The organism is Bradyrhizobium sp. 17, assembly GCF_023073515.1.
Lineage (GTDB): Bacteria > Pseudomonadota > Alphaproteobacteria > Rhizobiales > Xanthobacteraceae > Bradyrhizobium > Bradyrhizobium canariense_D.
The window spans coordinates 63,359-84,372 of sequence record NZ_JADPJQ010000120.1; the positions used below are offsets into that span (position 1 = coordinate 63,359).

At 63.8% G+C, this 21,014-nt stretch carries 18 protein-coding genes and 1 tRNA gene; 10 read left to right on the forward strand and 9 right to left on the reverse strand.

From position 1 onward, the window contains the following. Nucleotides 1-4 precede the first annotated feature (4 nt). Nucleotides 5-1,618, reverse strand: a complete 1,614-nt coding sequence (locus IVB13_RS29445; protein ID WP_018459443.1) for an acyl-CoA synthetase — start codon at nucleotides 1,616-1,618, stop codon at nucleotides 5-7. Nucleotides 1,619-1,831: 213 nt separating this feature from the next. Here IVB13_RS29445 and IVB13_RS29450 point away from each other — a divergent pair, with 213 nt between their 5' ends. Next, nucleotides 1,832-3,034, forward strand: a complete 1,203-nt coding sequence (locus IVB13_RS29450; protein ID WP_026233812.1) for an ABC transporter substrate-binding protein — start codon at nucleotides 1,832-1,834, stop codon at nucleotides 3,032-3,034. 49 nt (nucleotides 3,035-3,083) lie between these two features. On the opposite strand, the gene IVB13_RS29455 is transcribed toward IVB13_RS29450, so the two are convergent. From IVB13_RS29455 to IVB13_RS29465, 3 genes are all read right to left on the reverse strand, one after another. Beyond that, a complete protein-coding gene (locus IVB13_RS29455; protein ID WP_026233811.1) occupies nucleotides 3,084-3,572 on the reverse strand; it encodes a DUF2059 domain-containing protein in 489 nt (162 codons plus the stop codon). A 46-nt stretch (nucleotides 3,573-3,618) separates the two neighbouring features. After that, the gene (locus IVB13_RS29460; RefSeq protein ID WP_026233810.1) at nucleotides 3,619-4,836 is read right to left on the reverse strand and encodes an OpgC domain-containing protein; all 1,218 of its coding nucleotides are present in this window, start codon (nucleotides 4,834-4,836) and stop codon (nucleotides 3,619-3,621) included. A gap of 312 nt (nucleotides 4,837-5,148) precedes the next feature. Further along, nucleotides 5,149-8,205 carry an adenylate/guanylate cyclase domain-containing protein gene (locus IVB13_RS29465; RefSeq protein WP_026233809.1) on the reverse strand — a complete coding sequence of 1,019 codons (3,057 nt, stop codon included), beginning with the start codon at nucleotides 8,203-8,205 and terminating at the stop codon, nucleotides 5,149-5,151. 263 nt (nucleotides 8,206-8,468) lie between these two features. Here IVB13_RS29465 and IVB13_RS29470 point away from each other — a divergent pair, with 263 nt between their 5' ends. Beyond that, on the forward strand, nucleotides 8,469-8,960 hold the full coding sequence (locus IVB13_RS29470) for a hypothetical protein (RefSeq protein WP_018459438.1): 492 nt from the start codon (nucleotides 8,469-8,471) through the stop codon (nucleotides 8,958-8,960). A 149-nt stretch (nucleotides 8,961-9,109) separates the two neighbouring features. Here IVB13_RS29470 and IVB13_RS29475 read toward each other — a convergent pair whose 3' ends face one another. Both IVB13_RS29475 and IVB13_RS29480 read right to left on the reverse strand, forming a co-directional pair. Continuing rightward, nucleotides 9,110-10,009 (reverse strand): alpha/beta hydrolase, encoded by a 900-nt coding sequence (locus IVB13_RS29475; protein WP_247491050.1) that lies wholly within the window; start codon nucleotides 10,007-10,009, stop codon nucleotides 9,110-9,112. 281 nt (nucleotides 10,010-10,290) lie between these two features. Continuing rightward, nucleotides 10,291-11,043 carry a glucose 1-dehydrogenase gene (locus tag IVB13_RS29480; RefSeq protein WP_026233808.1) on the reverse strand — a complete coding sequence of 251 codons (753 nt, stop codon included), beginning with the start codon at nucleotides 11,041-11,043 and terminating at the stop codon, nucleotides 10,291-10,293. Between the two features lie 93 nt (nucleotides 11,044-11,136). Between IVB13_RS29480 and IVB13_RS29485 the strand changes: the two genes are divergently transcribed. After that, the gene (locus IVB13_RS29485; protein ID WP_026233807.1) at nucleotides 11,137-11,448 is read left to right on the forward strand and encodes a helix-turn-helix domain-containing protein; all 312 of its coding nucleotides are present in this window, start codon (nucleotides 11,137-11,139) and stop codon (nucleotides 11,446-11,448) included. 116 nt (nucleotides 11,449-11,564) lie between these two features. Here the strand turns inward: IVB13_RS29485 and IVB13_RS29490 are convergent. Beyond that, nucleotides 11,565-11,641 (reverse strand) — tRNA-Met (locus IVB13_RS29490). A 312-nt stretch (nucleotides 11,642-11,953) separates the two neighbouring features. Here IVB13_RS29490 and IVB13_RS29495 point away from each other — a divergent pair. Both IVB13_RS29495 and IVB13_RS29500 read left to right on the forward strand, forming a co-directional pair. Continuing rightward, entirely contained in the window at nucleotides 11,954-13,411 is a 1,458-nt protein-coding gene (locus tag IVB13_RS29495) for a coniferyl aldehyde dehydrogenase (protein ID WP_026233398.1), read from the forward strand. 120 nt (nucleotides 13,412-13,531) lie between these two features. Beyond that, nucleotides 13,532-15,124 (forward strand): choline dehydrogenase, encoded by a 1,593-nt coding sequence (locus IVB13_RS29500; RefSeq protein WP_018457561.1) that lies wholly within the window; start codon nucleotides 13,532-13,534, stop codon nucleotides 15,122-15,124. Between the two features lie 64 nt (nucleotides 15,125-15,188). Here the strand turns inward: IVB13_RS29500 and IVB13_RS29505 are convergent, their stop codons facing one another. Next, nucleotides 15,189-15,950 carry an SDR family oxidoreductase gene (locus IVB13_RS29505; RefSeq protein WP_026233399.1) on the reverse strand — a complete coding sequence of 254 codons (762 nt, stop codon included), beginning with the start codon at nucleotides 15,948-15,950 and terminating at the stop codon, nucleotides 15,189-15,191. A 118-nt stretch (nucleotides 15,951-16,068) separates the two neighbouring features. Between IVB13_RS29505 and IVB13_RS29510 the strand changes: the two genes are divergently transcribed. The 3 genes from IVB13_RS29510 to IVB13_RS29520 all read left to right on the forward strand — a co-directional run bounded on the left by IVB13_RS29510 (nucleotide 16,069) and on the right by IVB13_RS29520 (nucleotide 18,477). Continuing rightward, complete coding sequence (locus IVB13_RS29510) at nucleotides 16,069-16,581, forward strand: CvpA family protein (protein ID WP_018457563.1); 513 nt, start codon at nucleotides 16,069-16,071, stop codon at nucleotides 16,579-16,581. A gap of 127 nt (nucleotides 16,582-16,708) precedes the next feature. Beyond that, nucleotides 16,709-17,491 (forward strand): SDR family oxidoreductase, encoded by a 783-nt coding sequence (locus tag IVB13_RS29515; RefSeq protein ID WP_007605221.1) that lies wholly within the window; start codon nucleotides 16,709-16,711, stop codon nucleotides 17,489-17,491. Continuing rightward, nucleotides 17,488-18,477, forward strand: a complete 990-nt coding sequence (locus tag IVB13_RS29520) for an NADPH:quinone reductase (RefSeq protein ID WP_247491036.1) — start codon at nucleotides 17,488-17,490, stop codon at nucleotides 18,475-18,477. The genes IVB13_RS29515 and IVB13_RS29520 overlap by 4 nt, the downstream gene beginning before the upstream one ends. Before the next feature lie 12 nt (nucleotides 18,478-18,489). Here IVB13_RS29520 and IVB13_RS29525 read toward each other — a convergent pair whose 3' ends face one another. After that, entirely contained in the window at nucleotides 18,490-18,966 is a 477-nt protein-coding gene (locus IVB13_RS29525; RefSeq protein ID WP_018457565.1) for a DUF3775 domain-containing protein, read from the reverse strand. Between the two features lie 136 nt (nucleotides 18,967-19,102). Here IVB13_RS29525 and IVB13_RS29530 point away from each other — a divergent pair, with 136 nt between their 5' ends. Beyond that, nucleotides 19,103-19,951 carry an MBL fold metallo-hydrolase gene (locus IVB13_RS29530; RefSeq protein WP_026233400.1) on the forward strand — a complete coding sequence of 283 codons (849 nt, stop codon included), beginning with the start codon at nucleotides 19,103-19,105 and terminating at the stop codon, nucleotides 19,949-19,951. 128 nt (nucleotides 19,952-20,079) lie between these two features. Beyond that, the gene (locus IVB13_RS29535) at nucleotides 20,080-20,922 is read left to right on the forward strand and encodes a fumarylacetoacetate hydrolase family protein (RefSeq protein WP_018457567.1); all 843 of its coding nucleotides are present in this window, start codon (nucleotides 20,080-20,082) and stop codon (nucleotides 20,920-20,922) included. The last annotated feature ends 92 nt before the right edge of the window (nucleotides 20,923-21,014 follow it).

The window sequence follows — 21,014 nt, forward strand, 5'->3', positions numbered from 1 at the left end:
AGCTTCACGTGCCAAAATTCTTCTGGATCGCCTTGTCGAGCGTCTCGCCGCCGACGAAGCGCTGGCGTAGCTCGCGCTTGAGCAGCTTGCCGCTCGGGTTCTTGGGCAGGGCATCGACGAAGATGACGCGCTTGGGCACCTTGAAATGCGCCATCTGGCCGGCGCAATGCTTGATGACGGACTCCTCGTCGAGCTTCTCCCCGCTCTTGACCACGACGATCGCAGTCACTGCCTCGATCCAGCGCGGATCGGGCAGGCCTACCACAGCAACCTCCGACACGGCAGGGATGCGGTAGACCATCTCCTCGACCTCGCGGCTCGCGACGTTCTCGCCACCGGTCTTGATCATGTCCTTGACGCGATCGACCACGGTGATGTGGCCCTCGTCATCGACGGTGGCGAGATCGCCGGAGTGAAACCAGCCGCCGGAGAACGCCGCCGCCGTCTTGACCGGATCGTTGTAATAGCCGGAGAGCAGATGCGGCGAGCGGTGCACGATCTCGCCGACTTCGCCGACCTTCACATCCTCCATCGAAGTGTTGACCACGCGGGTCTCGACATTGAGCACGGGCTTGCCCGCCGAGCCGGCCTTGCGCAGTTGGTCCGCAGGACCCAGCACGGTCGCGAGCGGCGCGATCTCGGTCTGGCCGTAGAAATTCCAGAACTTCACGCTGGGCAGGCGGCGCTGGAGCTCGAGCAGCACCTCCACCGGCATGATCGAGGCGCCGTAATAGCCCTTCTGCAAGGTCGACAAATCCGTCTTGTCGAAATTGGGCGAGCGCAGCATCGCGATCCAGATCGTCGGCGGCGCAAAGAACGATGTGATCCTGTGCGCCTGGATCAATGTCAGAATATTGTCGGCCGCAGGCTTGCCCGTGATCACACCGGAGGCGCCGAGATAGATTTGCGGCCCCAGGAACACGTCGAGCTGCGCGCAGTGATAGAGCGGAAGCGCGTGCAGGAATTTGTCGTCCACGCTCATGCCGCCGTCGATGATGCAGCTGACATACTGCCACATCACCGCGTCATGGGTCAGCATCGCGCCTTTGGGCAGCGACTCCGTGCCGCTGGTATAGACGATCTGCGCGAGATCGCGGCTGTCGACGGACGCATCGAGATACGAGCCGTCGGAGCTGAGGAGATCGTCGAAGGTGGTGAGGCTAGCGGGCGCGGTGGCGGGATCCTCACCCGGCAGCCAGATCATCTTCTCGACCGCGCAATCCCTGGCGCTGGCCGCGCGCGCGGGCTCGACGAAATCAGGGCCGGCCGCGAGCAGCTTTGCGCCGGAGCTCTTCAGGATGAAATTGATCTCGTCCGGATTGAGCATGAAGTTGATCGGCACCAGCACCGCACCGATCCGGGCCACCGCGAACCGGAGCGCCGCAAAGGCATGCGAATTGCGCGAGAGCACGGCGAGGCGGTCCCCCTTTTTCACGCCGAGGCCAACCAGGCCACGGCCGAGCCGATTGCAGATCGCGTCCATCTCGGCAAAAGTCCAGCTCACATTGCCGCAGCTCACCCCGAGCTTGCCCGGATCGCGACCCGCCGCACGGCGCAGGAGGTCGCCGATGGAATGCTCGCGGGCCTTCGAGATGGTCGCTGCGGTGTCGCCGGTCATTTCCGTTCCCCTGAATTTTCTCATTGCGTGAGTGCCGCCCTGAGCACAGGTCAGGCCATTGCATTCACGCGCGTCTTGTTCTTTGCAAAAGCGTAGTCGGGGCAACCGGCCGCGTCAAATCAGCCAGCGAGCGCGGCGCCGTTACGCAAGAGTTGACGCTTGAGGGAGGCAAATCTAGCCTCGTGCGCCAACGATAGAGTTTGGGGAAATGCCATGTGCCGGATTATGCGTGCCGCCCTAGCGGCCGGATTGACTGCGTTTGTGATCAGCCCGTCTCTCGCCCAGCAGGCGCCGCTCAAGATCGGCGTGCTCTCCGACTTCTCCTCGGTCTATTCCGACATCGGAGGCCAGGGGAATGTCGAGGCCACCAAAATGGCGATCGAGGATTTCGGCGGGCAGATGTTCGGCAAGCCGATCGACATGGTCAGCGCCGACGTGCTGAACAAGCCCGATGTCGCCTCCACCATCGCGCGAAAGTGGTGGGAGACCGAGGGCGTCGACATGATCATCGACCTGCCGACCTCGGCCACTGCGCTTGCAGTGATGGAGCTGTCGAAGCAGTATGAGAAGATCATGATCGTGACGGATGCGGCAAGCTCCGACATTACCGGAAAGTCCTGCTCGCCCTACACCGCGCACTGGACCTACGACACCTACGCCAACGCGCACACGGTCGGCAGCGCCATCGTCAAGAACGGCGGCGATAGCTGGTTCTTCCTCACGGCGGACTACGTGTTCGGTCATTCAGTCGAGCGCGACACCTCCGACGTGGTGAAGGCGGCCGGCGGAAAGGTGCTCGGCAGCGTCAAGCATCCGCTCAACACCGCGGACTTCTCCTCATTCCTGCTGCAGGCCCAGGCCTCGAAGTCCAAGATCATCGGGCTGGCGAACGGCGGTGGCGACACCATCAATGCGATCAAGCAGGCCGGTGAGTTCGGCATCGTCGCCGGCGGCCAGAACCTGGCTGCGATCGTGATGTTCATCTCCGACGTGCACAGCTTAGGGCTGAAGCTCGCGCAGGGACTGATCATCACCGAGGCCTATTACTGGGACCTCAACGAGAAGACCCGCGCTTTCGGCAAGCGTTTCATGGAGCGCGTCAAGCGCATGCCGACGATGAACCAGGCGGCGACCTACAGCGCGACGCTGCACTACCTGAAGGCGGTGCAGGCCGCTGGCACAAAGGACACCAAGACCGTGATGGCCAAGATGCGCGAGCTGCCGGTGAAGGATGCCTTCACCGACAACGGCAGCTTACGCGAAGACGGCCGCATGGTGCACAGCATGTATCTGTTCCAGGTGAAGAAGCCCGAGGAGTCCAAAGGCCCGTGGGACTATTACAAGCTGCTCGCCGAAGTCCCTGCCGACCAGGCCTTCCGGCCCCTGAAGGACGGCGGCTGCCCTCTTGTGAAGTGAGCCAACAGGACGGACAAGGCGTAGGTTCGCTAGCGCTGTCGGTACAGGCTCAGAGCTTGTGCCCCTTCTGTCGCAGCGCCTCGATGAGGCGCTGCTTCAACTCGTCGGCCGTCTTCTGACCGACGTCCTGACCGATCTGCGCGCTGGCCTGCGCCAGCGCATCCGACTTCTCCAGAAGCTTCTTCCCGGCTGGCTGGACATAGAAAGCCTCGATCTGGCGCAGCTCGTCAATGCTGAAGCTCTGCGCATAGAGAGCGGCGACCTGGTCGATCATTGAGGTGAGGGCCGGGGTGTAGATCTCGGAGCCGGGTGCCGTCACCGCGTCATAATCGCGCTCGATCTCCGGCCTGTCCTGCGCGACCCAGGGCCTCAGCTTGAGCAGGAGCTGCGGCAACAGCGCGCGATACTGATCCGCGATCTTCAAGGTGACCACGAGCTTGCGCGCCGCGCTCATCGCCTCCGGCGAGGGCGCTTGCGCCGATGCACCCGAGATCAGGAGCAGGAGTGTGCCGGCGATCGTCAACACAAGTCTGGACATAAACCCCTCCGTTGGATCTCTCCGCGAAAATGCAGGCCGGCGATACTCAACGACCCGCGGGCGCCACGGCAGACCTGTCCGCAGGCGCGCTTTCCAGGACGGTGTCGGCCTCCTCGATCTCCGTCACCTTCACGAACAGGTTCGGCACCCGTTCGGTCCGGTCGAGCAGCCAGGCGGCTGCGATCATGATGACGATGCCGACGACGGAGACCGCGAGCTGCTCCCAGACGCCCTTGGTGTATTGCGTCAGGATCCAGTGCGCCGAGAACGACAGGAAGACGCCAAGGCAGAAGATCGGCAGCGAATGCTGGCCGCAGAGGATCACAGGGCGCAGCCAGGCCCCGTGCAGGGTCCGCCATTTGCGCGAGATGAGGTGAGTCACCCAGATCGCCAGCGCCAGGAAATGCGTGAAGCGCAGCATGTCGAGGTCGGTCTTGTCGATCGGGTAGATCGCCTTGATCATCCATTTCGGGGTCAGGGCATCGAGCGCGGGGACGTGCCAGGTCATCACGATCAGCAGCGCGAAGGCGAGCCAGGCCGCGGCCAGCGCCATCGCCGCCCTGGACCACACCCATCTCGCGATCTTGTCGATCTGGCCGATGCCGCACCAGGCTGCGAACACGAACATCAGCTGCCAGCAGAACGGGTTGAAGTACCAGTGCGTGCCGGGCGGATAGGAGGCGACGTTCCAGTCGAACCAGCGCGCCAGCACGTAGAGCACCACGGATGCGGCGAGCGTCAGGTTCGGCCGGCGCACCAGGCACCACACGATGAAAGGCGAGGCGAAAACGAGCGTGATGTAGAGCGGCAGCACGTCGAGATTGACCGGCTTGTACTTCAGGAGGATCGCCTGCCCGATCAGCTCGTCCGGATGCGACAGGAAATTGAACACGTTGAACTCGTGCTCGTACATCGGATTGTCGAAGCGGCGCGCGGTGCGGGCGATCTGCGCCGTGAACAGCAGGAACAGCATGATGTGGGCGACGTACATCTCGACCGCGCGCCGCCACAGCCGCTTCAGCGCGGCGAGAAACCAGCCGCCAGCGACGATCGGCCCGTAGATCCAGCCGACCAGATAACCGGAGATGAAGACGAAGAATTCGGCGGCGTCGCTGAAGCCGTAATTGCGCAAGGTCAGCCAAGCCACGACGTCGTGCGGAATGTGGTCGAGGAAGATCATCCACAGACCGATGCCGCGGAAGAGATCGAGTCGCAAATCCCGCTCGACCGGCGCGAGCAGCGCTGACTGGTCCCGTGTGATCATGGCCCCGCCTCGTTCGGTGGGCGTCGCGCCGTCGCGGCGCCGCAAAATCGGATGCTAAAAAATTGAAATCAAAAGTCGCCTGGCCGTGTGGCCAGGGCCGACGGTAGCCGACCTTGCTGCGCGCGCAAGGGCATAGTCATCGGAGCGGGCGGCACAAGCGTGCCGTCCTCCGCGCTGCACCATGAAGGGCCCTTCAAGATAAAGGGCGAAAACAACCCCATGCACAGTAGCTAACTCCTTGCGGCGCCTGCTTAATTTATTTGACGCGTCGGGCAGATTTCGGCCCCGATAGCGGCCCGGCCGCCGCTGCCGTCAGCTGAGCTCGTCACCCGTCGCCTGCATCTCGTTGAGCATCGCCTCGGCCTTGTGGCGCAGCGGCAGCGCGCCGCTCTCGGCGGCGATCGCGATGGTCGCGCGCAGGGCGCTCAGGATCGCCGCCCTGGCCTCCGGATCCGACGGCGGCGTCACCACGGCCTCGCCGAACAGCGCCTCCGCCTCCAGGCCGGAGAACCCCTGTTGCCGCGCGGTGTTGCGCGCTTCGCGCAGCATGTTCTGCGCGGCCTGGACGTCGCCGAGACGGTGGGTGGCGAGCGCCAGGTAGATCGAGCTGCGAAGCACCGCCGAGGTATAGCCGACCGCCTTCGCTTCCTCACGCGCTTCCGTCAGCATGCCGCGCGCCCGGTCAAACAGCCCCTGCTCCAGATAGGCCATGCCGAGATGGCAGGCGAGCACCGGCACGAACAGCCGGATGCCGTGCTTCTGCGCCAGGACAAAACCATTCTCGAGAATGGCCGCGGCCGCCGCCGGCTCGCCGCGGCCGAGCATCAGCCAGCCGCCGCTATAGGCCGCGGCGACGCGGTCGTAGGGGCGGCCGGTCTCCTCCGCGATCGCTGCGGCTTGCTGCTGGAGCTGCTCGGCGGCATCGATCTGGCCCATCACCGTGTGAGTGACGCTGTTCATCATGCAGCAAAGCAGGAGCAAAGATCGTGGGGTCGTGCCGATCGGAGCACTCGCGGTCAGACCCGCAAGGTGGACGCGGGCGGTGGCCAGCATCTTCTCGGCGCGATCGTAGCGGCCGGAAAGAAAATAGGCCTGCCCGAGACTGTATTGCGCGAGATTACGCCAAGCGGGATTTCCCGAGCTTTCCGCCAGATGCACCACATCTTCCCCGATCGTGACAGCTTCAACCGGCGTTCCATAGAAATTCTGGGCACCCGCTCTCATGGTCATGGCCGCGACCTTGCGTTCAATATCGCCAATCGCATCGGCTCGCCGTTCGGCCTCGCTCCCCAAATCCAGGGCTTCGGCGACACGCCCCGACCCGGCAAAGGCCAATCGCGCCTCCATCCGCAGGTCGATGGCGTCCGTTTCGCGCGCGTGCGTCACCGGGATCTTGTCGAGAGAACCCATCGCGATCTCGAAATAATCGACCGCTTCGGCAAAGGCCGAGCGCACCAGACATTTTCGAGCCGCGCTCCTGCCATGCTGAAAAGCCTTCCGCCAATCCTTCGCTCGGGTCGCGTGATAGCAGAGCGTATCCGGACCGTCGGTCCACGCCTCGTCGGTCTCGAGAGCCGCCAGAATGCTGGCATGGATGCTTTCCCGCACCTTCTCGACCATCGAATCGTAGGTCACCTGCCTGACCATCTCGTGCCGGAACTCGAGCGAATCCTCCAACTCACTGTCGATCCTGACGAGCAACTCGGCCCGGTCGAGCGCGGTGAGGCAATCCTGCAGGACGTCTTCCGGCACGGCCGCTACTCTTCGCAGTGTGGCCTGGTCGGCCCGGGGTCCAAGCGCCGCGGCGATCTGGAGAAGCGATCGTTCCTGTCGTGACACACGATCCAGCCGCGCCGCGATCACACCCTGAATGCTGCTGGGGATGCCGAGTTCGTCCACAGGACGCGCAAGGGAAAGGTCGCCCCACTGGCCAAGAAGCATGCCGCTGTCCTTCAAACTGCGGCAGACCTCCTCAATGAACAGCGGAACGTTGGCCGTATGAGAGATGATCCGATTCTTCAGGTCTTCGTTGGTCGTGGCGGGACCAAGCATGTCCGCGAGCATGGCCAGCCCCGAATTGTCATCGAGAGGCCGCATCGCCACGATTTCCGCGCGGCAGCTCGCGATCCACACCGGCATTCCATTGGGCCGCGTCGTCAGCAGCACAAGCAAATCAGGGCATTGCAGCCCCGAAAGGGTCGCGACGACCGCATCGCTGGCCCGATCCATCCAGTGCAGGTCCTCAATCAAAAGGATCGTACGCTGACGACGGGCGACGCTCTCGATGATCGCACAGCTTGCGTCTGAAATCGCACGACCGCGCGCGTGAGGCTCCAATTCATCCCATTGCGGATCGGAAACCGGCAAATCCAGGATCGCGTCGAGAGCCCGCTGTTGCACCACCGGCAATTCGTCTCTGGGATCATCCGTCTTGGTCTGATCTCTTGCTGACGTATCGAGGATCGAGAGCAACAGGCGCTTGAGCGCGCTGTACGGCGCACCCTGGAGATTTGGGCTGCACTCGACATCGATCAGCCGCCAGCCGCCAGCCCGGAGGTCCTGCGCGAATTCATGCGCAAGCCGAGACTTGCCAATGCCGGCGTCACCCATCAGCAGAACCGTCTGCCGGCCGGCAGCAACCCTATCCGCAGCGCGCCACAACAACGCCCGCTCCGTCGTGCGGTCGACGAATCTGGAAACGCTCCGCGCACGTCGGACCCGCCAGCTCGACAGATCACTCGCACCCATCACCCGGTAGACAGGCAGGGGCTCGCCGAAACCACGGAGCGCCTTGCGGCCAAGGAATTCAAAGCGGACGTGTCCGTCCGCCAGCTCCTGGCAGGCTTCGGAGACATAGATCTGGTTCGCCTCGGCTGCCGTCTCCAGCCGAGCCGCGAGGTGCTGGGCTGCGCCGCCGATCTCGTAGACCTTGGAAAATTCGCTCGCGACCATGTAGGCCACCACATGACCCGAGTGCAGGCCGACCCGGACTTGAAGTCCTGGATCGCCCAGACTGCCAACACGCCGGACCAGCTCGATGGCCGCGTGGCAGGCTAAGGGCGCGTGGTTGTCGTCGGCGATCGGGGCGCCGAAGACGGCGGCCAACCCGTCACCCAACTCCTTGCTGACGATGCCGCCGAACTGGCGCACCGCGCCTCTCATCGCCGCAAGAGCAGGCTCGAGGCGCGACACCGCCGCCTCCGGCTCCAGTTCGGCAACAAGACCTGTGGAATCGACGACGTCGGCACGCAGAATCGTCACAAAGCGTCGTTCGCTGTCGGGGTCGACGGGCTGGCGCACCGCCGCTCCGCATTTGGAGCACCAGCGGTCGCCCGGACCAATCGCCGACTGACAAGCGAAGCAATGCATTCCAGCGCCTTCAACCACTGCCTCGGCAGCCTCACCCCAATCCCCGCGAGGCGTTCGACCCAACAATACCTATAGGAAAGTGCATGGCAATTGGGCTTGCGACATAGGCGACGTTACGGGATGGAGGCTCTCTGGACGAAATACATTCCTGAGTGGTAGCGTTGAGGGCGCACAACAAACAGCGTGATCGGCCGTAGCGTGACGCGTATTTTCGGCCACCGCACCAGAGATTTTGACAAACAGACATATGAAGGAAAGAGGCGATGGCCGGACTGGTATATAGCGGCAAGGCATTTCGAGACTTGATGAATAGCAATTACTATCCTTTGGCGAACATGAAGAAGAGCGTCGCGAAGCTCAAGGAGTCCGAGGACATCGACCTGCCGACCTTGGAATACGGCCAGTACCATTTGATTCTGAACCCGGCATCGAACTGGCCGCAGGGCAGCGCCAAGTACTGGCACAAGGAAAAGGGCCGGGCCCGCGTCGACCTCAGCACCCAGCCGAACACAGTCCCCCTGTCCAGGGATGAGCCGGGCGTCATTCCGCTGACGCGATGCGATCTGCTCGATGCCTGCGTCCGGAAATGCTTCAACTCCGAGCCGCCAATCCCGATGAAGACGAAGATCATCACCCACGAAGCCAGCGACGCTTTCGCGCACCGGCACGAGATCCGGCTGGAGTGGGACTACAAGAAGGGCTCGGACAAGCCGACGCTGCTCAATCTGACGATGGTCTGTCCGCACAGATCCTGACGCATTCTGTAGTACGCAAGACGCATCACGCCCGCGCGACTGGCGCGGGCGTAATGTTTGCTTCCGATCGCCGTTCGCCCCAAGGGGGCAGCCCTCGCGCTTGCCAAGACCGTGCTGTCGAAGGAAGCAGCACTGCCAAGACGCTGGTCCTATCCACCGCCTCCAAAAAACCGGTTCAGCTCGTACGCAGTCTGCTGCGGAAGCTCCTCCGGGAAGAAGTGCCCGCCATCAAGCGGCTTTCCGTCGATGTCATCTGCCCACGCCCGCCAGAGCCCCAAGGGGCCGCCCTCGCTCGCATACCACGCGTTGAGGGGGCCGCGACCGCTCCAGAGCACGAGCACAGGGCAGTCAATTCGGCGGCCGGAACGACGGTCCGCCACATCGTGCGCGTGATCGAGTGTCGCGGCCGCACGATATTCCTCGCAGATCGCGTGAACATGCGCCTCATCGCTCAACGCGTCGATATAGGCTGCTCGCACCGCCGGACTGAAGCTGCCGGCCGAAGACCCGCAGCCATGCAGCGCATTGTCGATGATGGCGTCGGGGGCTGCCGACAATAACCGCTCGGGAAGAGGTTCAGGCTGCGCAAGCAACGACCACGGCCAATAGCCGACCGTCAGGTTCTTGTCGGCGCGCTCCCAGGCGTCGGCAATAGGAACGACATCCAGGACGGCAAGCCGCTGCACGCGTTCGCGGTGATCAAGCGCGAGCCGAAAGGCGACACGGCCGCCACGATCATGGCCCGCGACCGAGAAACGGTCGAAGCCGAGTTTCGTCATGACGGACACCATGTCGTTTGCCATTGCTCGTTTTGCATATGGCGCATGGTCCGGACTGGAGGGAGGACAATCGCTCCGGCCATATCCGCGAAGATCGGCGCAGACCACGGTGAAGTTTTGCGCGAGCAACGGCGCAACGTCTCGCCACATCAGATGCGTCTGCGGAAATCCGTGCAACAGGAGAACGGCCGGCCCCGAACCGGCCCGACGGATGAAGATCCGGGCCTCGTCCGCCTGAACATCGGCGGCGTCGAAATCCTCGAACTGCATTGGCCCTCTCCTTCCGAACGACGGCAAGCCAACAAGCGAGCACCGGACGGGCCCGGTGTCCTCGTGTTGACGCCCGGCGCCATCCTGGGTTCCTTCCCGGATGGCATGCTCTGGGCTGATCGCGCTTACGCTTGGCAGCTCCACCGACGGCGACGGGACGCGCTTCGGCATGGTCCGAACGAACCCAAGCTCAGCCAAGCAGGACATGCATGATCGAGGACGCCCCAAAACAAAAAATGGCGCGCGCAAGGCGTGCCATTTCCTTCTGTAAACCAACAAATTCAGCGAAGGCCGCCGGCGACGTGAAGCGTCTCGCCCGTGACGTAGGATGCGTCGTCCGAAGCGAAGAAGGCCACCGCGGCAGCGATCTCCTCGACCTTGCCGACTCGGCCAAGCGGAGTGGTGGATTCGATCCAGTTTCGCATGTCGCCCTCGTGCAGGCCGGCGGACACGACCCCCTCGGTGACGATCATGCCGGGATTGACGGCGTTGACGCGGATCTTGCGCGGCGCCAGTTCCTTGGCCAGCACGGCGGAGATCGCATCCACCGATGCTTTGGTGGCGGAGTAGACGGCGCCGTTCGGCGGCGCGAGAGTCGACGCCGCGGAGCTGATGTTGATGATGCTTCCGCCATTGGCGTTGAAGTGCCGCGCCGCCTCTCCTGAGACCAGGAGGAGGCCCAGCACATTGAGATCGAACTGCTTGTGGAAATGCTCCGGCGTGATGGCCTCGAGCGGCGCGAACTCGTAAACGCCCGCGTTGTTGACGAGGATGTCGATCGCACCGAGCGCCTTCACGGTTTCCGCGACTACACTTTTCACGTCCTTGGCATCGGCCAGATTGCCGTGGACCGCGACGGCTTTGCCACCCTTGGCGACAATGGCGGCGACGACGCGGTCGGCGGCCTGCTTGCTGGAGCTGTAGTTGACGGCGACCGCCGCGCCCTCGGCCGCGAGCCGCGCGGCGATTTCGGCACCGATGCCTTTGGATGCGCCGGTCACGAGCGCAACTTTTCCTTCGAGTCTCTTGGTCATCACATTCTCCATCATCCGGCGCGACGCCGATATTCAATAGTTCAATATTAGTGAACTATTGAATGAGTTCAAGGGAGGTGCTATATTTTGTGCATGGTGCAGTTCGTTCACCCATCGCGGAGCGAGATTTCACTGGCTGGGGTGCTGGGAGCGCTCGCGGACCCTATGCGGCTGCGGATCGTCAAAAGCCTGGCCGCACAGAGTGATTGCATGTCGTGCACCGAGGCGGCGCCCTGCCCTGACATGGCGAAGTCGACTCTGTCGAACCATTTTCGCATCCTGCGCGAGGCCGGCCTGATCCGGACCTCAAAGCAAGGCGTCCAGCACCGCAATGTCCTACGCGAGGAGGACATCAATGCGCGGTTTCCGAAGCTGCTGAAAATGATCCTTAGCTATCCGGAGTGAGCCGTTCCCCACTCTTGCGCAAGGTGCGACCGACGTTTCCACCGGAGCGCGGCCAAAACAAAAATGGCCCGCGTGAAGCGGGCCATTTTCGGATCGGGACCGGTAAGGTCCGAACTTGGTTGCGGGGATAGGATTTGAACCTATGACCTTCAGGTTATGAGCCTGACGAGCTACCGGGCTGCTCCACCCCGCGTTAACCGTTGCTTTGCCTTCGTGAAAGCGCCGGGGACGGTGAATGAAGGGCCGGCGCTGTTCGCGTGGCTTGCTTCGTCCGTCCCGAAGGCTTCCTTGGAAGGCAACCCCGGGCAAAGCCCGTTGGGTGCGGGCGGTATGTACCAACCCGGGGTGCCTTTGGAAAGGGCTGCGAGAACGTTTTTTTCGACTTTATGACAGCGCGGTGGACGAATTTGCGGCCTATTTGGCCGGCCCTTGCCAGAAGTTCCACAAGGGGCCAGCTTGCGGCAACAAAACCAGGCGGAAACGCCACTTAATGGGGGAGAACGCCATGGACCACGCCTTGGATCGCCCCTCAGATCGCCCCCCGCCGAGCGCCCCGCTTCGGGGCCTCGAAGACGCCTTCCATGCCATGGTCGAGCGGTCGCGGGCCGAGCCGGCGCCTGGCCTCGCCGAGCGGCTCGACCGCCTGGCGCGGTTGCGCACTGTCGTCGCCGACAACGAGGAGCGCTTCCGGCAGGCGATCTCGGCCGATTTCGGTCACCGCTGCGCGGTCGAGACCAATATCGCCGAGACCATGATGGTGTTCTCCGAGATCCGTCATGCCACCAAGCACCTCAAGAGCTGGATGGCGCCGCAGCGCGTTTCGACGGCGCTGCAATTCCTGCCCGCGCGCAACCGGCTGATGCCGCAGCCGCTCGGCGTCGTCGGCATCATCGCGCCCTGGAATTATCCGCTGCAGCTGACGCTCGCGCCCGCGATCGGCGCGCTCGCCGCCGGCAACCGCGTCATTATCAAGCCGAGCGAGCTTGTGCCGCACTTCTCATCGCTGCTGAAGGAGACGGTCGCCGAGCGGTTCGACGCTGCGGAATTGCTCGTCACCGGCATCGAAGACGAGGTCGCAAAGGCCTTCGCGCATCTGCCGTTCGATCATCTCGTGTTCACCGGCTCGACCCGGGTGGGGCGGCTGGTGGCGGAGGCCGCGGGGCGTAACCTCACGCCCGTCACGCTCGAGCTCGGCGGCAAGTCGCCTGTTATCATCGACGCCTCGGCTGATCTCGAAGAGGCCGCCGAGCGCATCGCCTACGGCAAGCTGCTCAATGCCGGGCAGACCTGCATCGCGCCCGACTATGTGCTGGTGCCCGAGCGCGCGTTGCAGGCCTTTGCCGAAAAAGTTCGCGCGCAGATGCGACGCATGTTCGGCACCGACCCCTCGAACAAGGACTACACCTCCGTGATCTCCGACCGGCATTATGCGCGGCTGGAAAATCTCGTCTCCGATGCGGCACGTCGCGGCGCAAAGATCCTGCAGCCGGCGAAGCCGGACGATCCCAACTGGAAGGCGCACCGCAAATTCCCGCCGACGCTGATCGTGGGCGCGAGCGAAGACATGGCGGCCATGCAGGAGGAGATTTTCGGCCCCGTGCTCCCCGTGCTCGGCTATCGCGACCCGGCCGACGCCATCGCCTTCGTCAACGCCCGCGACCGGCCGCTGGCGTTGTACTGGTTCGGCAAGGACCGCGTTGCGCGCGACGAGGTGCTGGCGCGCACCGTCTCCGGCGGCGTCACGGTCAACGACTGTCTGTTCCACTTCGCGCAAATCAACCAGCCGATGGGCGGCGTCGGCGCATCCGGCACCGGCGCCTATCACGGCGAATGGGGCTTTCGCACGTTCGGCAAGCTGAAGCCGGTGTTCTACCGCTCGAAATTCAACCGCCTCGCCGACCTCTATCCGCCTTATGGCGGCAAGATCGCGCGGCTGGAGAAGATGATGCGATTCGTGTCGTAGGTTTCAGCACCTGTCATTGCGAGCGCAGCGAAGCAATCCAGAATCCCTCCGCGGCAAAGGTCTGGATTGCTTCGCTTGCGCTCGCAATGACGGAAAGAATGAATGCAGGGGGAAACATCAGTGACGGACACATTCGATTTCGTCGTCGTGGGCGCGGGCTCCGGCGGCTGCGCGGTGGCGGGGCGGCTGTCGGAGGATGCGGGGACATCCGTGGCGCTGCTCGATGCCGGCGGTCGGAACGACAATTGGCGGATCACCACGCCGTTCGGACTGGCTTTGCCATACAAGGCGGCGAACTGGGGTTTCGATACCGTGCCGCAGAAGGGATTGAACGGCCGGATCGGCTATCAACCGCGCGGCAAGGGACTCGGCGGATCCTCGGCGATCAACGCCATGGTCTATATCCGCGGCAACAAATGGGACTACGACCACTGGGCCTCGCTCGGCAATGCCGGCTGGTCATATGCCGACGTGCTGCCCTATTTCAACCGCTCGGAGAACAACGCCGATTTCGACGGCGCCTATCATGGCAAGGGCGGCCCGCTGCATGTCAACAGACTGCGCGCGGACAATCCGATCCACGACATCTTCCATCAGGCCGCCCGCGAGGCGCAGTTCCGCATCCGCGAGGACTTCAATGAAGAGGATCACGAAGGGCTCGGCAGCTACCAGGTGACCCAGCACAATGGTGAGCGCTGGAGCGCGGCGCGCGCCTATCTGCATCCCCACATGGACAAGCGCGCCAATCTGCGTGTCGAGACGCAGGCGCATGCCACGCGCATCCTGTTCGAAAGTGGGCGCGCGGTCGGCATCGAATATGTCCAGGGCAAGCAGACAAAGAAGCTACGCGCCCGTCGCGAGGTGATCCTCGCCTCCGGCGCCTTCCAGTCACCGCAATTGCTGATGCTGTCGGGCATAGGCGACGGCAAGGCGCTTGCCGCCCACGGGATCGACGTCGTGCATCATTTGCCGGGCGTAGGACGCAATCTGCAGGATCATCCGGATTTCGTGTTCGTCTACGCCTCCGACTATCCACACTTCGTCCATTCGTCGCTCGGCCGGCTACCATCCCTGCTCCGCGCCATCCAACGATACCGCCGGGAGCGGCGCGGCCTGATGACCACCAATTTCGCCGAGTGTGGCGGCTTCCTGAAGACCCGGGCCGACCTCGATGTGCCCGACATCCAGCTGCACTTCATCATCGCGACGCTCGACGACCACGGCCGCAAGAAGCACAAGGAGGCGGGCTTCTCGTGCCATGTCTGCCTGTTGCGGCCGAAGAGCCGTGGCAGCGTCTGGCTGAAAAGCGCCGATCCGCTGGCAGCGCCGCTGATCGATCCGAATTTCTTGGGCGAGGCGGAGGATCTCGAGACGATGGTCGCGGGCTTCAAGACGACGCGAAGGCTGATGGAGACGCCCGCGATGCGCGCGTTGCAGAAGAAGGACATGTTCACGTCCGATGTGAGAACGGACGACGATATCCGCGCCATCCTGCGCGCGCGTGTCGACACCGTCTATCACCCCGTCGGCACCTGCAAGATGGGCACCGACGCGATGGCCGTGGTCGATCCGGCGCTGAAGGTGCACGGCGTGGAAGGTCTGCGCGTCGTCGACGCCTCGATCATGCCGACACTGATCGGCGGCAACACCAATGCGCCGGCGATCATGATCGGCGAGAAGGCGGCGGATATGATCAGGGGCGAGATGCGGTGACTCTACCTCGTCGTCCCGGCCTAGTGCGCAATTGCGCATGGGGGGCCGGGACGATAGCAGCTTCTCAATTCAGCAAGAACCCGCCGTCCACCGTCACCACACTGCCCGTCATGTACCGCGAGGCCTTCGAGGCCAGCAGCAGGATCGCGCCGTCGAGATCGGACTCGGCGCCGATGCGGCGCTGGGGAATGCGCTTGGTCAGGCGCTCGCCCGGCGGCGTCGCCCAGAACGCGTGGTTCATCTCGGTGTCGATGTAGCCGGGTGCCAGCGCGTTGACGCGGATGTTCTGCCCCGCAAGCTCCAGCGCCATCGCTTTGGTCGCCTGGATGATGCCGGCCTTGGAGATCGCGTAAGGCGACACCGCCTTCAGCACGCCGGTGCCGAGCACGGAGGCGATGTTGACGATGTTGCCTGCCTGCTTGCTCGCGATCATGCGGCGCGCGATCTCGGTCGCGAGGAAATAGGCGCCCTTGAGATTGGCGCCCATCACCGCGTCCCAATCGGCCTCGGTCTGCTCGGTCGCGAGCTTTTCGATCGCGATGCCAGCATTGTTGATCAGCACCGTGACCGGGCCGAGCGCGGCTTCCGTGGCATCGAGGGCCCTGGCGATCGATGCGATGTCGGTGACGTCGAGCGCGACGGCGGCGGCGCGGCCGCCCTTGCCGCGGATCTCGTCTTCCAGGCTCTTCAGCTTGTCGGTCTGCCGCGCCGCGAGCGCGACGGCCGCGCCATGTGCCGCCAACACCCGGGCAAATTGCCGCCCCAAGCCCTGGCTCGCACCTGTGACGAGGATGGTTTCTCGACTGACGTCGAATAGGTCTGACATTGGGCGCGTCCCTGAGCTTTGGGGTCATCGGTTTTGGCCATCAATACAGACGATTTTAACGATCTGAAACCGGAATGATCGGTTCTGCGTTCACTCGTTCCATGGCAGGCTCCCGCGCATGAACAGTTTCGATCTCGCCGTCTATGCGGCGCTCGCCATCGCGATCGGCTTCGGTTTCAGGACCGGCCTGCTCGGCAGCGCCATGACGATCCTGGCCTATCTCCTCGCCGCCCCCATCGCGGTTGCGCTGATGCCGCTGATCGTCCCGCAGGTCGCGGGCAATCCGAATGCGCCGCTGCTGCAGAACTGGATCTGGTTCTTCGGCATCTTCGTGGTGGTCGGCATGCTGTTTGGACATCTCGGCCGGCTGGCGCTGAGCGACACGATACGCGACGCCGGCATCGGCGACCGCCTCGGCGGCGCCGCGCTCGGCGCCATCAGGGTCGGCCTCGTCGCCACCACCTTGGTGCTGGTGTTCGACCAGATCGTGCCGGCCAACCGGCAGCCGCCGTTCCTCGCCGGTTCGCATCTGCGGCCGCTGTTCTCGACGGTCGGCCAGATGGGCTTCAAGTCGCTGCCGCCGGAGGCGGCCTCCGCGATCGACCGTCTCAAGCAGGAGCGGCGCATCTGATGAGGCGCATTTGCATCGCCGCGCAAGCGTGCATGCATTTTGATGCGAGCCAATCCCTTATCAGCGGCGCCAAGGTTGGCTAGAATAGCGGCTCTAAAAACCTGCCTGACATTACGGGAGTGAAACAGTGGATCTTGGGATCAAAGGCCGCCGCGCCATCGTCTGCGCATCCAGCAAAGGCCTCGGACGCGCCTGCGCCATCTCGCTGGCCGAGGCCGGCGTTCACGTCACGCTGACCGCGCGCGGCGCCGAGGCCCTGAAGAAGACGGCCGACGACATCCGCAAAGCCTATCCTGATGTGACCGTCACCGAGATCGTCGGCGACATCACGACGCCGGCGGGCCGCGAGGCCGTGCTCAAGGCCTGCCCCGAGCCGGACATCCTGATCAACAATGCCGGCGGACCTCCGCCCGGCGATTTCCGCAACTGGACCCGCGACGACTGGATTAAGGCGATCGATGCCAACATGCTGACCCCGATCGAGCTGATCAAGTCGACGGTGGACGGCATGATGGCCCGCAAGTTCGGCCGCATCGTCAACATCACCTCAGCGGCGGTGAAGGCGCCGATCGACATCCTCGGTCTCTCCAACGGCGCGCGCGCCGGCCTCACCGGATTCATTGCCGGCCTGTCGCGCAAGACCGTGATCAACAACGTCACCATCAACGGCCTGCTGCCGGGCCCGTTTGAGACCGATCGCCTGCGCAGCACCGCGAAGGGGGAATCCGAGAAGCGCGGCATCACGCCGGACCAGGTTCTGGCCGAGCGCGCCAAGCTCAATCCCGCGGGCCGCTTCGGCGATCCCGAGGAGTTCGGCTATGCCTGCGCATTCCTGTGCGGCGCCAAGGCCGGCTTCATCACCGGGCAGAACCTTCTGCTCGATGGCGGTGCCTTCCCGGGAACGCTGTGAGGGCGGTCTGGTACGAGGAGACAGGACCGGCGGCGGACGTCCTCACCTATGGTGAGATGGCCACGCCGGTCGCAGGTCCAGGCGAAGTTCGTATTCGCCTGGAAGCCTCCGGCGTCAATCCGGCCGATGTCGGCCGGCGCGGGGGCGGCTATCGCGCCAAGGAATTTTCGCGCGTCATTCCGAACAGCGATGGCGCGGGCTTTATCGACCAGATCGGCGATGGCGCGACGCGGTTCAAGATCGGCGACAGGGTCTGGCTGTTCAACGGCCAGCGTAACGGCCGCGCCTTTGGCACCGCGGCCGAATATATCGCGCTTGCCGAGCATCTGGTGACGCCGTTGCCGGACAATCTCTCTTTTGCGGAAGGCGCGACGCTGGGCATTCCCGCAATGACGGCGTGGTGCTCCCTGTTTGCGGACGGGCCGATCGTCGGCAAGTCGGTGCTGGTCACCGGCGGCGCGGGTGCAGTCGGACATTACGCCGTGCAACTCGCGAAATGGGGCGGCGCGCAGGTGATCGCGACCGTCAGCTCGGCGATAAAAGGCGAGCATGCGCGACAAGCCGGTGCCGATCTCGTGGTCAATTACAGGGACGAAGATGTCGTTGCCAAGGCCATGGCCTTCACCGGCGGACGCGGGGTCGACCAATTGGTCGATGTCGATTTCGGCGGCAACATCGCGACGACCCTGAAGTTGATGGCCATGAATTCGACAATCGCGGTCTACGCCACGAACGGCAACCGCACGCCGACCGTGCCGATGCGCGAGCTGATGGAGAAGTGCATCACGCTCCGCTCGCTCGTCTTGTTCGCGCTGCCGCCGGCGCTGCTTGCGGCGGCGCAGGCCGACATCTCGAAATGGCTGGCAGCGGGGCCGCGAATCCACAATGTCGCGGCGCAGTTTGCGCTGTCGGAGACGGCGCAGGCCCATGTCGCCGTCGAGAAAGGCGACAAGCTCGGCACCATGGTGGTCGACTGCGCGCGCTGATATCGGCCGGAATCACCGCTGCTTGGTGATCTCGTCTTCGTCCCGCTGGCTTGGAGCGGATGAATCGGCCACCAGGTCTCCGTCGGTCCAGTCGACGCCGAATTCATCGAGCCCGTCGGCGAGCAGATCGCCCAGCATCGGCTCACCGAGCAGATAATGCGCCGTCTCGCGCCGGGGACTGCGATACTCCGCGCGTGCCTCCACGGCGCGTGCGCGCAAATCGTCCCAATCGTCGATCGTGCCGTCGCCGCGGCCGAGCCAGGTCAGCGCGACGAGATCGATCTGCTCGTCCTCGTTCATGGCCACGATGAAACTTCCGAGTTCGTTGACGACCGGATCGGAGCCGTCATCCTCGAGGACGTCGACCGCATCGTCATCAGTCGCATTCGAGCCGGAATCCGGATCGGAATCCGCCTGCTTGACGTCGAATTCACGCGCCTTTTCGATGATGAAGGCGACCTTCTCCGCGGAAATCGCAAGCTCTGGCATGGCTGGCCCTTTGTCTTTCCCTGGGTTCCCGCGATAACGCCGCACGGCGTCAGATGATCCATTGCGCCTGAGGGCGAAACTGCGCATGTTCCCCCGCAAAGCAAGAACATCAAACAAGAACATGGGGATGCGCCGGATGCAGTGGAAAGTCGGCAGGGTCAAGATCACCAAACTCGTCGAGATGGAGACGGTGGGTTCAACCCGCTTCATCCTCCCGGCAGCAACCAACGATGAAATCCGGAAGCTGCCCTGGCTGATCCCGCATTTCGCCACGGAAGAAGGCCGGCTGAAAATGTCGATCCATTCGCTGGTGCTCGAAACTCCTTCGCGCCGCATCGTGGTCGATACCGGACTTGGCAACGACAAGCAGGGCCGCAACGTCCCGACCTGGAACAATCGCACCACACCATTCCTGGAGACGATGATTGCGGCGGGCTTTCCGCCCGACAGCATCGATACCGTGCTGTGCACGCATCTTCATGTCGATCATGTCGGCTGGAACACGAAATGGGTCGACGGCAAATGGGTGCCGAGCTTCCCCAACGCGCGCTACGTCTTCGGCAAGACCGAATACCAGCACTGGCGCGACCACTCCACCGAGCCGGACAAGCAGGCCGTGTTTGTCGATTCCGTGAAGCCGATCGTCGATGCCGGCCGGGCGGAGTTGGTCGCGAGCGACCACCGGCTCAGCGAGGAGATCAGCATGATCCCAACCCCCGGCCACAGCCCCGGGCATATGAGCGTTCTGATCCGGTCGGACGGCGAGCAGGGACTGCTGACGGGCGACGTCGCCCATCATCCCTGCCAGATGGCGCATCTCGGCTGGTCCTCGAACGCGGATTCCGATCAGAGCCAATCTGCCGCGACGCGGCGCGAATTGTTCGGCCGGTTTGCCGACACCCCGACGCTGGTGATCGGCGGGCACTTTTCGGCCGGGCACATCAAGCGGGATGGGGACGCATTCAGGTTCGAGGCGCTGGCCTAGTCTCGTGCCCCGGACGAACCTCCCGAATCGAGAGGGCTGCAATGCGCCCTCTTTGAGCGGTTGAATTTCCCGCCGCCCTGTTCCATGAAGCTGTTTAACCGATCGGTCCATTCCAGGGAGAAACGAGAATGAAGCTTGTTCGTTATGGCGAGAAGGGTGCGGAAAAGCCCGGCCTGATCGACAAATCCGGCCAGTTGCGGGACCTATCGGCGCATGTGAAGGACCTGACCGGCGAGGCCTATTCGCCCGAGAGCCTGAAGAAGCTGGCGGCGCTCGATCCCGCCTCGCTGCCCGCCGTCTCCGGCAAGCCGCGGTTCGGCGCCCCCGTTACCGGCATGTCGAAATTCGTGGCGATCGGCCTCAACTACAGCGACCACGCCAAGGAGACCGGCGCGGAGATCCCGAGCGAGCCGATCATTTTCATGAAGGCCAACACCTCGCTGTCCGGCCCGAACGACGCCATCGAGAAGCCGCGCGGCTCGACCAAGCTCGACTGGGAGGTCGAGATCGCCGCGATCATCGGCACCCGCGCAAAATACGTTTCGGAAGCCGACGCGCTCAACCACGTCGCCGGCTACTGCGTCTGCAACGACGTCTCCGAGCGCGCCTTCCAGATCGAGCGCCTGGGTCAGTGGACCAAGGGCAAGTCGCACGACACGTTCGGCCCGCTCGGCCCCTGGCTCGCCACCAAGGACGAGATCAAGGACGTGCAGAACCTGCCGATGTGGCTCGACGTGAACGGCCAGCGCCGTCAGACCGGCTCGACCAAGACTATGATCTTCTCGATGGCCAAGTGCATCTCCTATGTCTCGCAGTTCATGACGCTGCTGCCGGGCGACATCATCACGACAGGCACCCCGCCCGGCGTCGGCCTCGGCATGAAGCCGCCGACCTTCCTCAATGTCGGCGACGTCATCACGCTCGGCATCGAGGGTCTTGGCGAGCAGCGCCAGGAGATCGTCGCGGCGTAAGCCTCGGCCAGCGCACACTCGTCGTCATGCCCGGGCTTGTCCCGGGCATCCACGTCTCACAGTCTAGCCACGCGGAAGCGCGTGGATGGGCG

Bases quoted from the DNA above. Each gene is read 5' to 3' on its own strand.
- IVB13_RS29450 (WP_026233812.1), top strand. From the start codon at position 1,832: ATGTGCCGGATTATGCGTGCCGCCCTAGCGGCCGGATTGACTGCGTTT.
- IVB13_RS29485 (WP_026233807.1), top strand. From the start codon at position 11,137: ATGGTGCAGTTCGTTCACCCATCGCGGAGCGAGATTTCACTGGCTGGG.
- IVB13_RS29480 (WP_026233808.1), bottom strand. From the start codon at position 11,043: ATGACCAAGAGACTCGAAGGAAAAGTTGCGCTCGTGACCGGCGCATCC.
- IVB13_RS29455 (WP_026233811.1), bottom strand. From the start codon at position 3,572: ATGTCCAGACTTGTGTTGACGATCGCCGGCACACTCCTGCTCCTGATC.
- IVB13_RS29535 (WP_018457567.1), top strand. From the start codon at position 20,080: ATGAAGCTTGTTCGTTATGGCGAGAAGGGTGCGGAAAAGCCCGGCCTG.
- IVB13_RS29470 (WP_018459438.1), top strand. From the start codon at position 8,469: ATGGCCGGACTGGTATATAGCGGCAAGGCATTTCGAGACTTGATGAAT.
- IVB13_RS29525 (WP_018457565.1), bottom strand. From the start codon at position 18,966: ATGCCAGAGCTTGCGATTTCCGCGGAGAAGGTCGCCTTCATCATCGAA.
- IVB13_RS29530 (WP_026233400.1), top strand. From the start codon at position 19,103: ATGCAGTGGAAAGTCGGCAGGGTCAAGATCACCAAACTCGTCGAGATG.
- IVB13_RS29465 (WP_026233809.1), bottom strand. From the start codon at position 8,205: ATGCATTGCTTCGCTTGTCAGTCGGCGATTGGTCCGGGCGACCGCTGG.
- IVB13_RS29505 (WP_026233399.1), bottom strand. From the start codon at position 15,950: ATGTCAGACCTATTCGACGTCAGTCGAGAAACCATCCTCGTCACAGGT.
- IVB13_RS29510 (WP_018457563.1), top strand. From the start codon at position 16,069: ATGAACAGTTTCGATCTCGCCGTCTATGCGGCGCTCGCCATCGCGATC.
- IVB13_RS29445 (WP_018459443.1), bottom strand. From the start codon at position 1,618: ATGACCGGCGACACCGCAGCGACCATCTCGAAGGCCCGCGAGCATTCC.
- IVB13_RS29460 (WP_026233810.1), bottom strand. From the start codon at position 4,836: ATGATCACACGGGACCAGTCAGCGCTGCTCGCGCCGGTCGAGCGGGAT.
- IVB13_RS29495 (WP_026233398.1), top strand. From the start codon at position 11,954: ATGGACCACGCCTTGGATCGCCCCTCAGATCGCCCCCCGCCGAGCGCC.
- IVB13_RS29475 (WP_247491050.1), bottom strand. From the start codon at position 10,009: ATGCAGTTCGAGGATTTCGACGCCGCCGATGTTCAGGCGGACGAGGCC.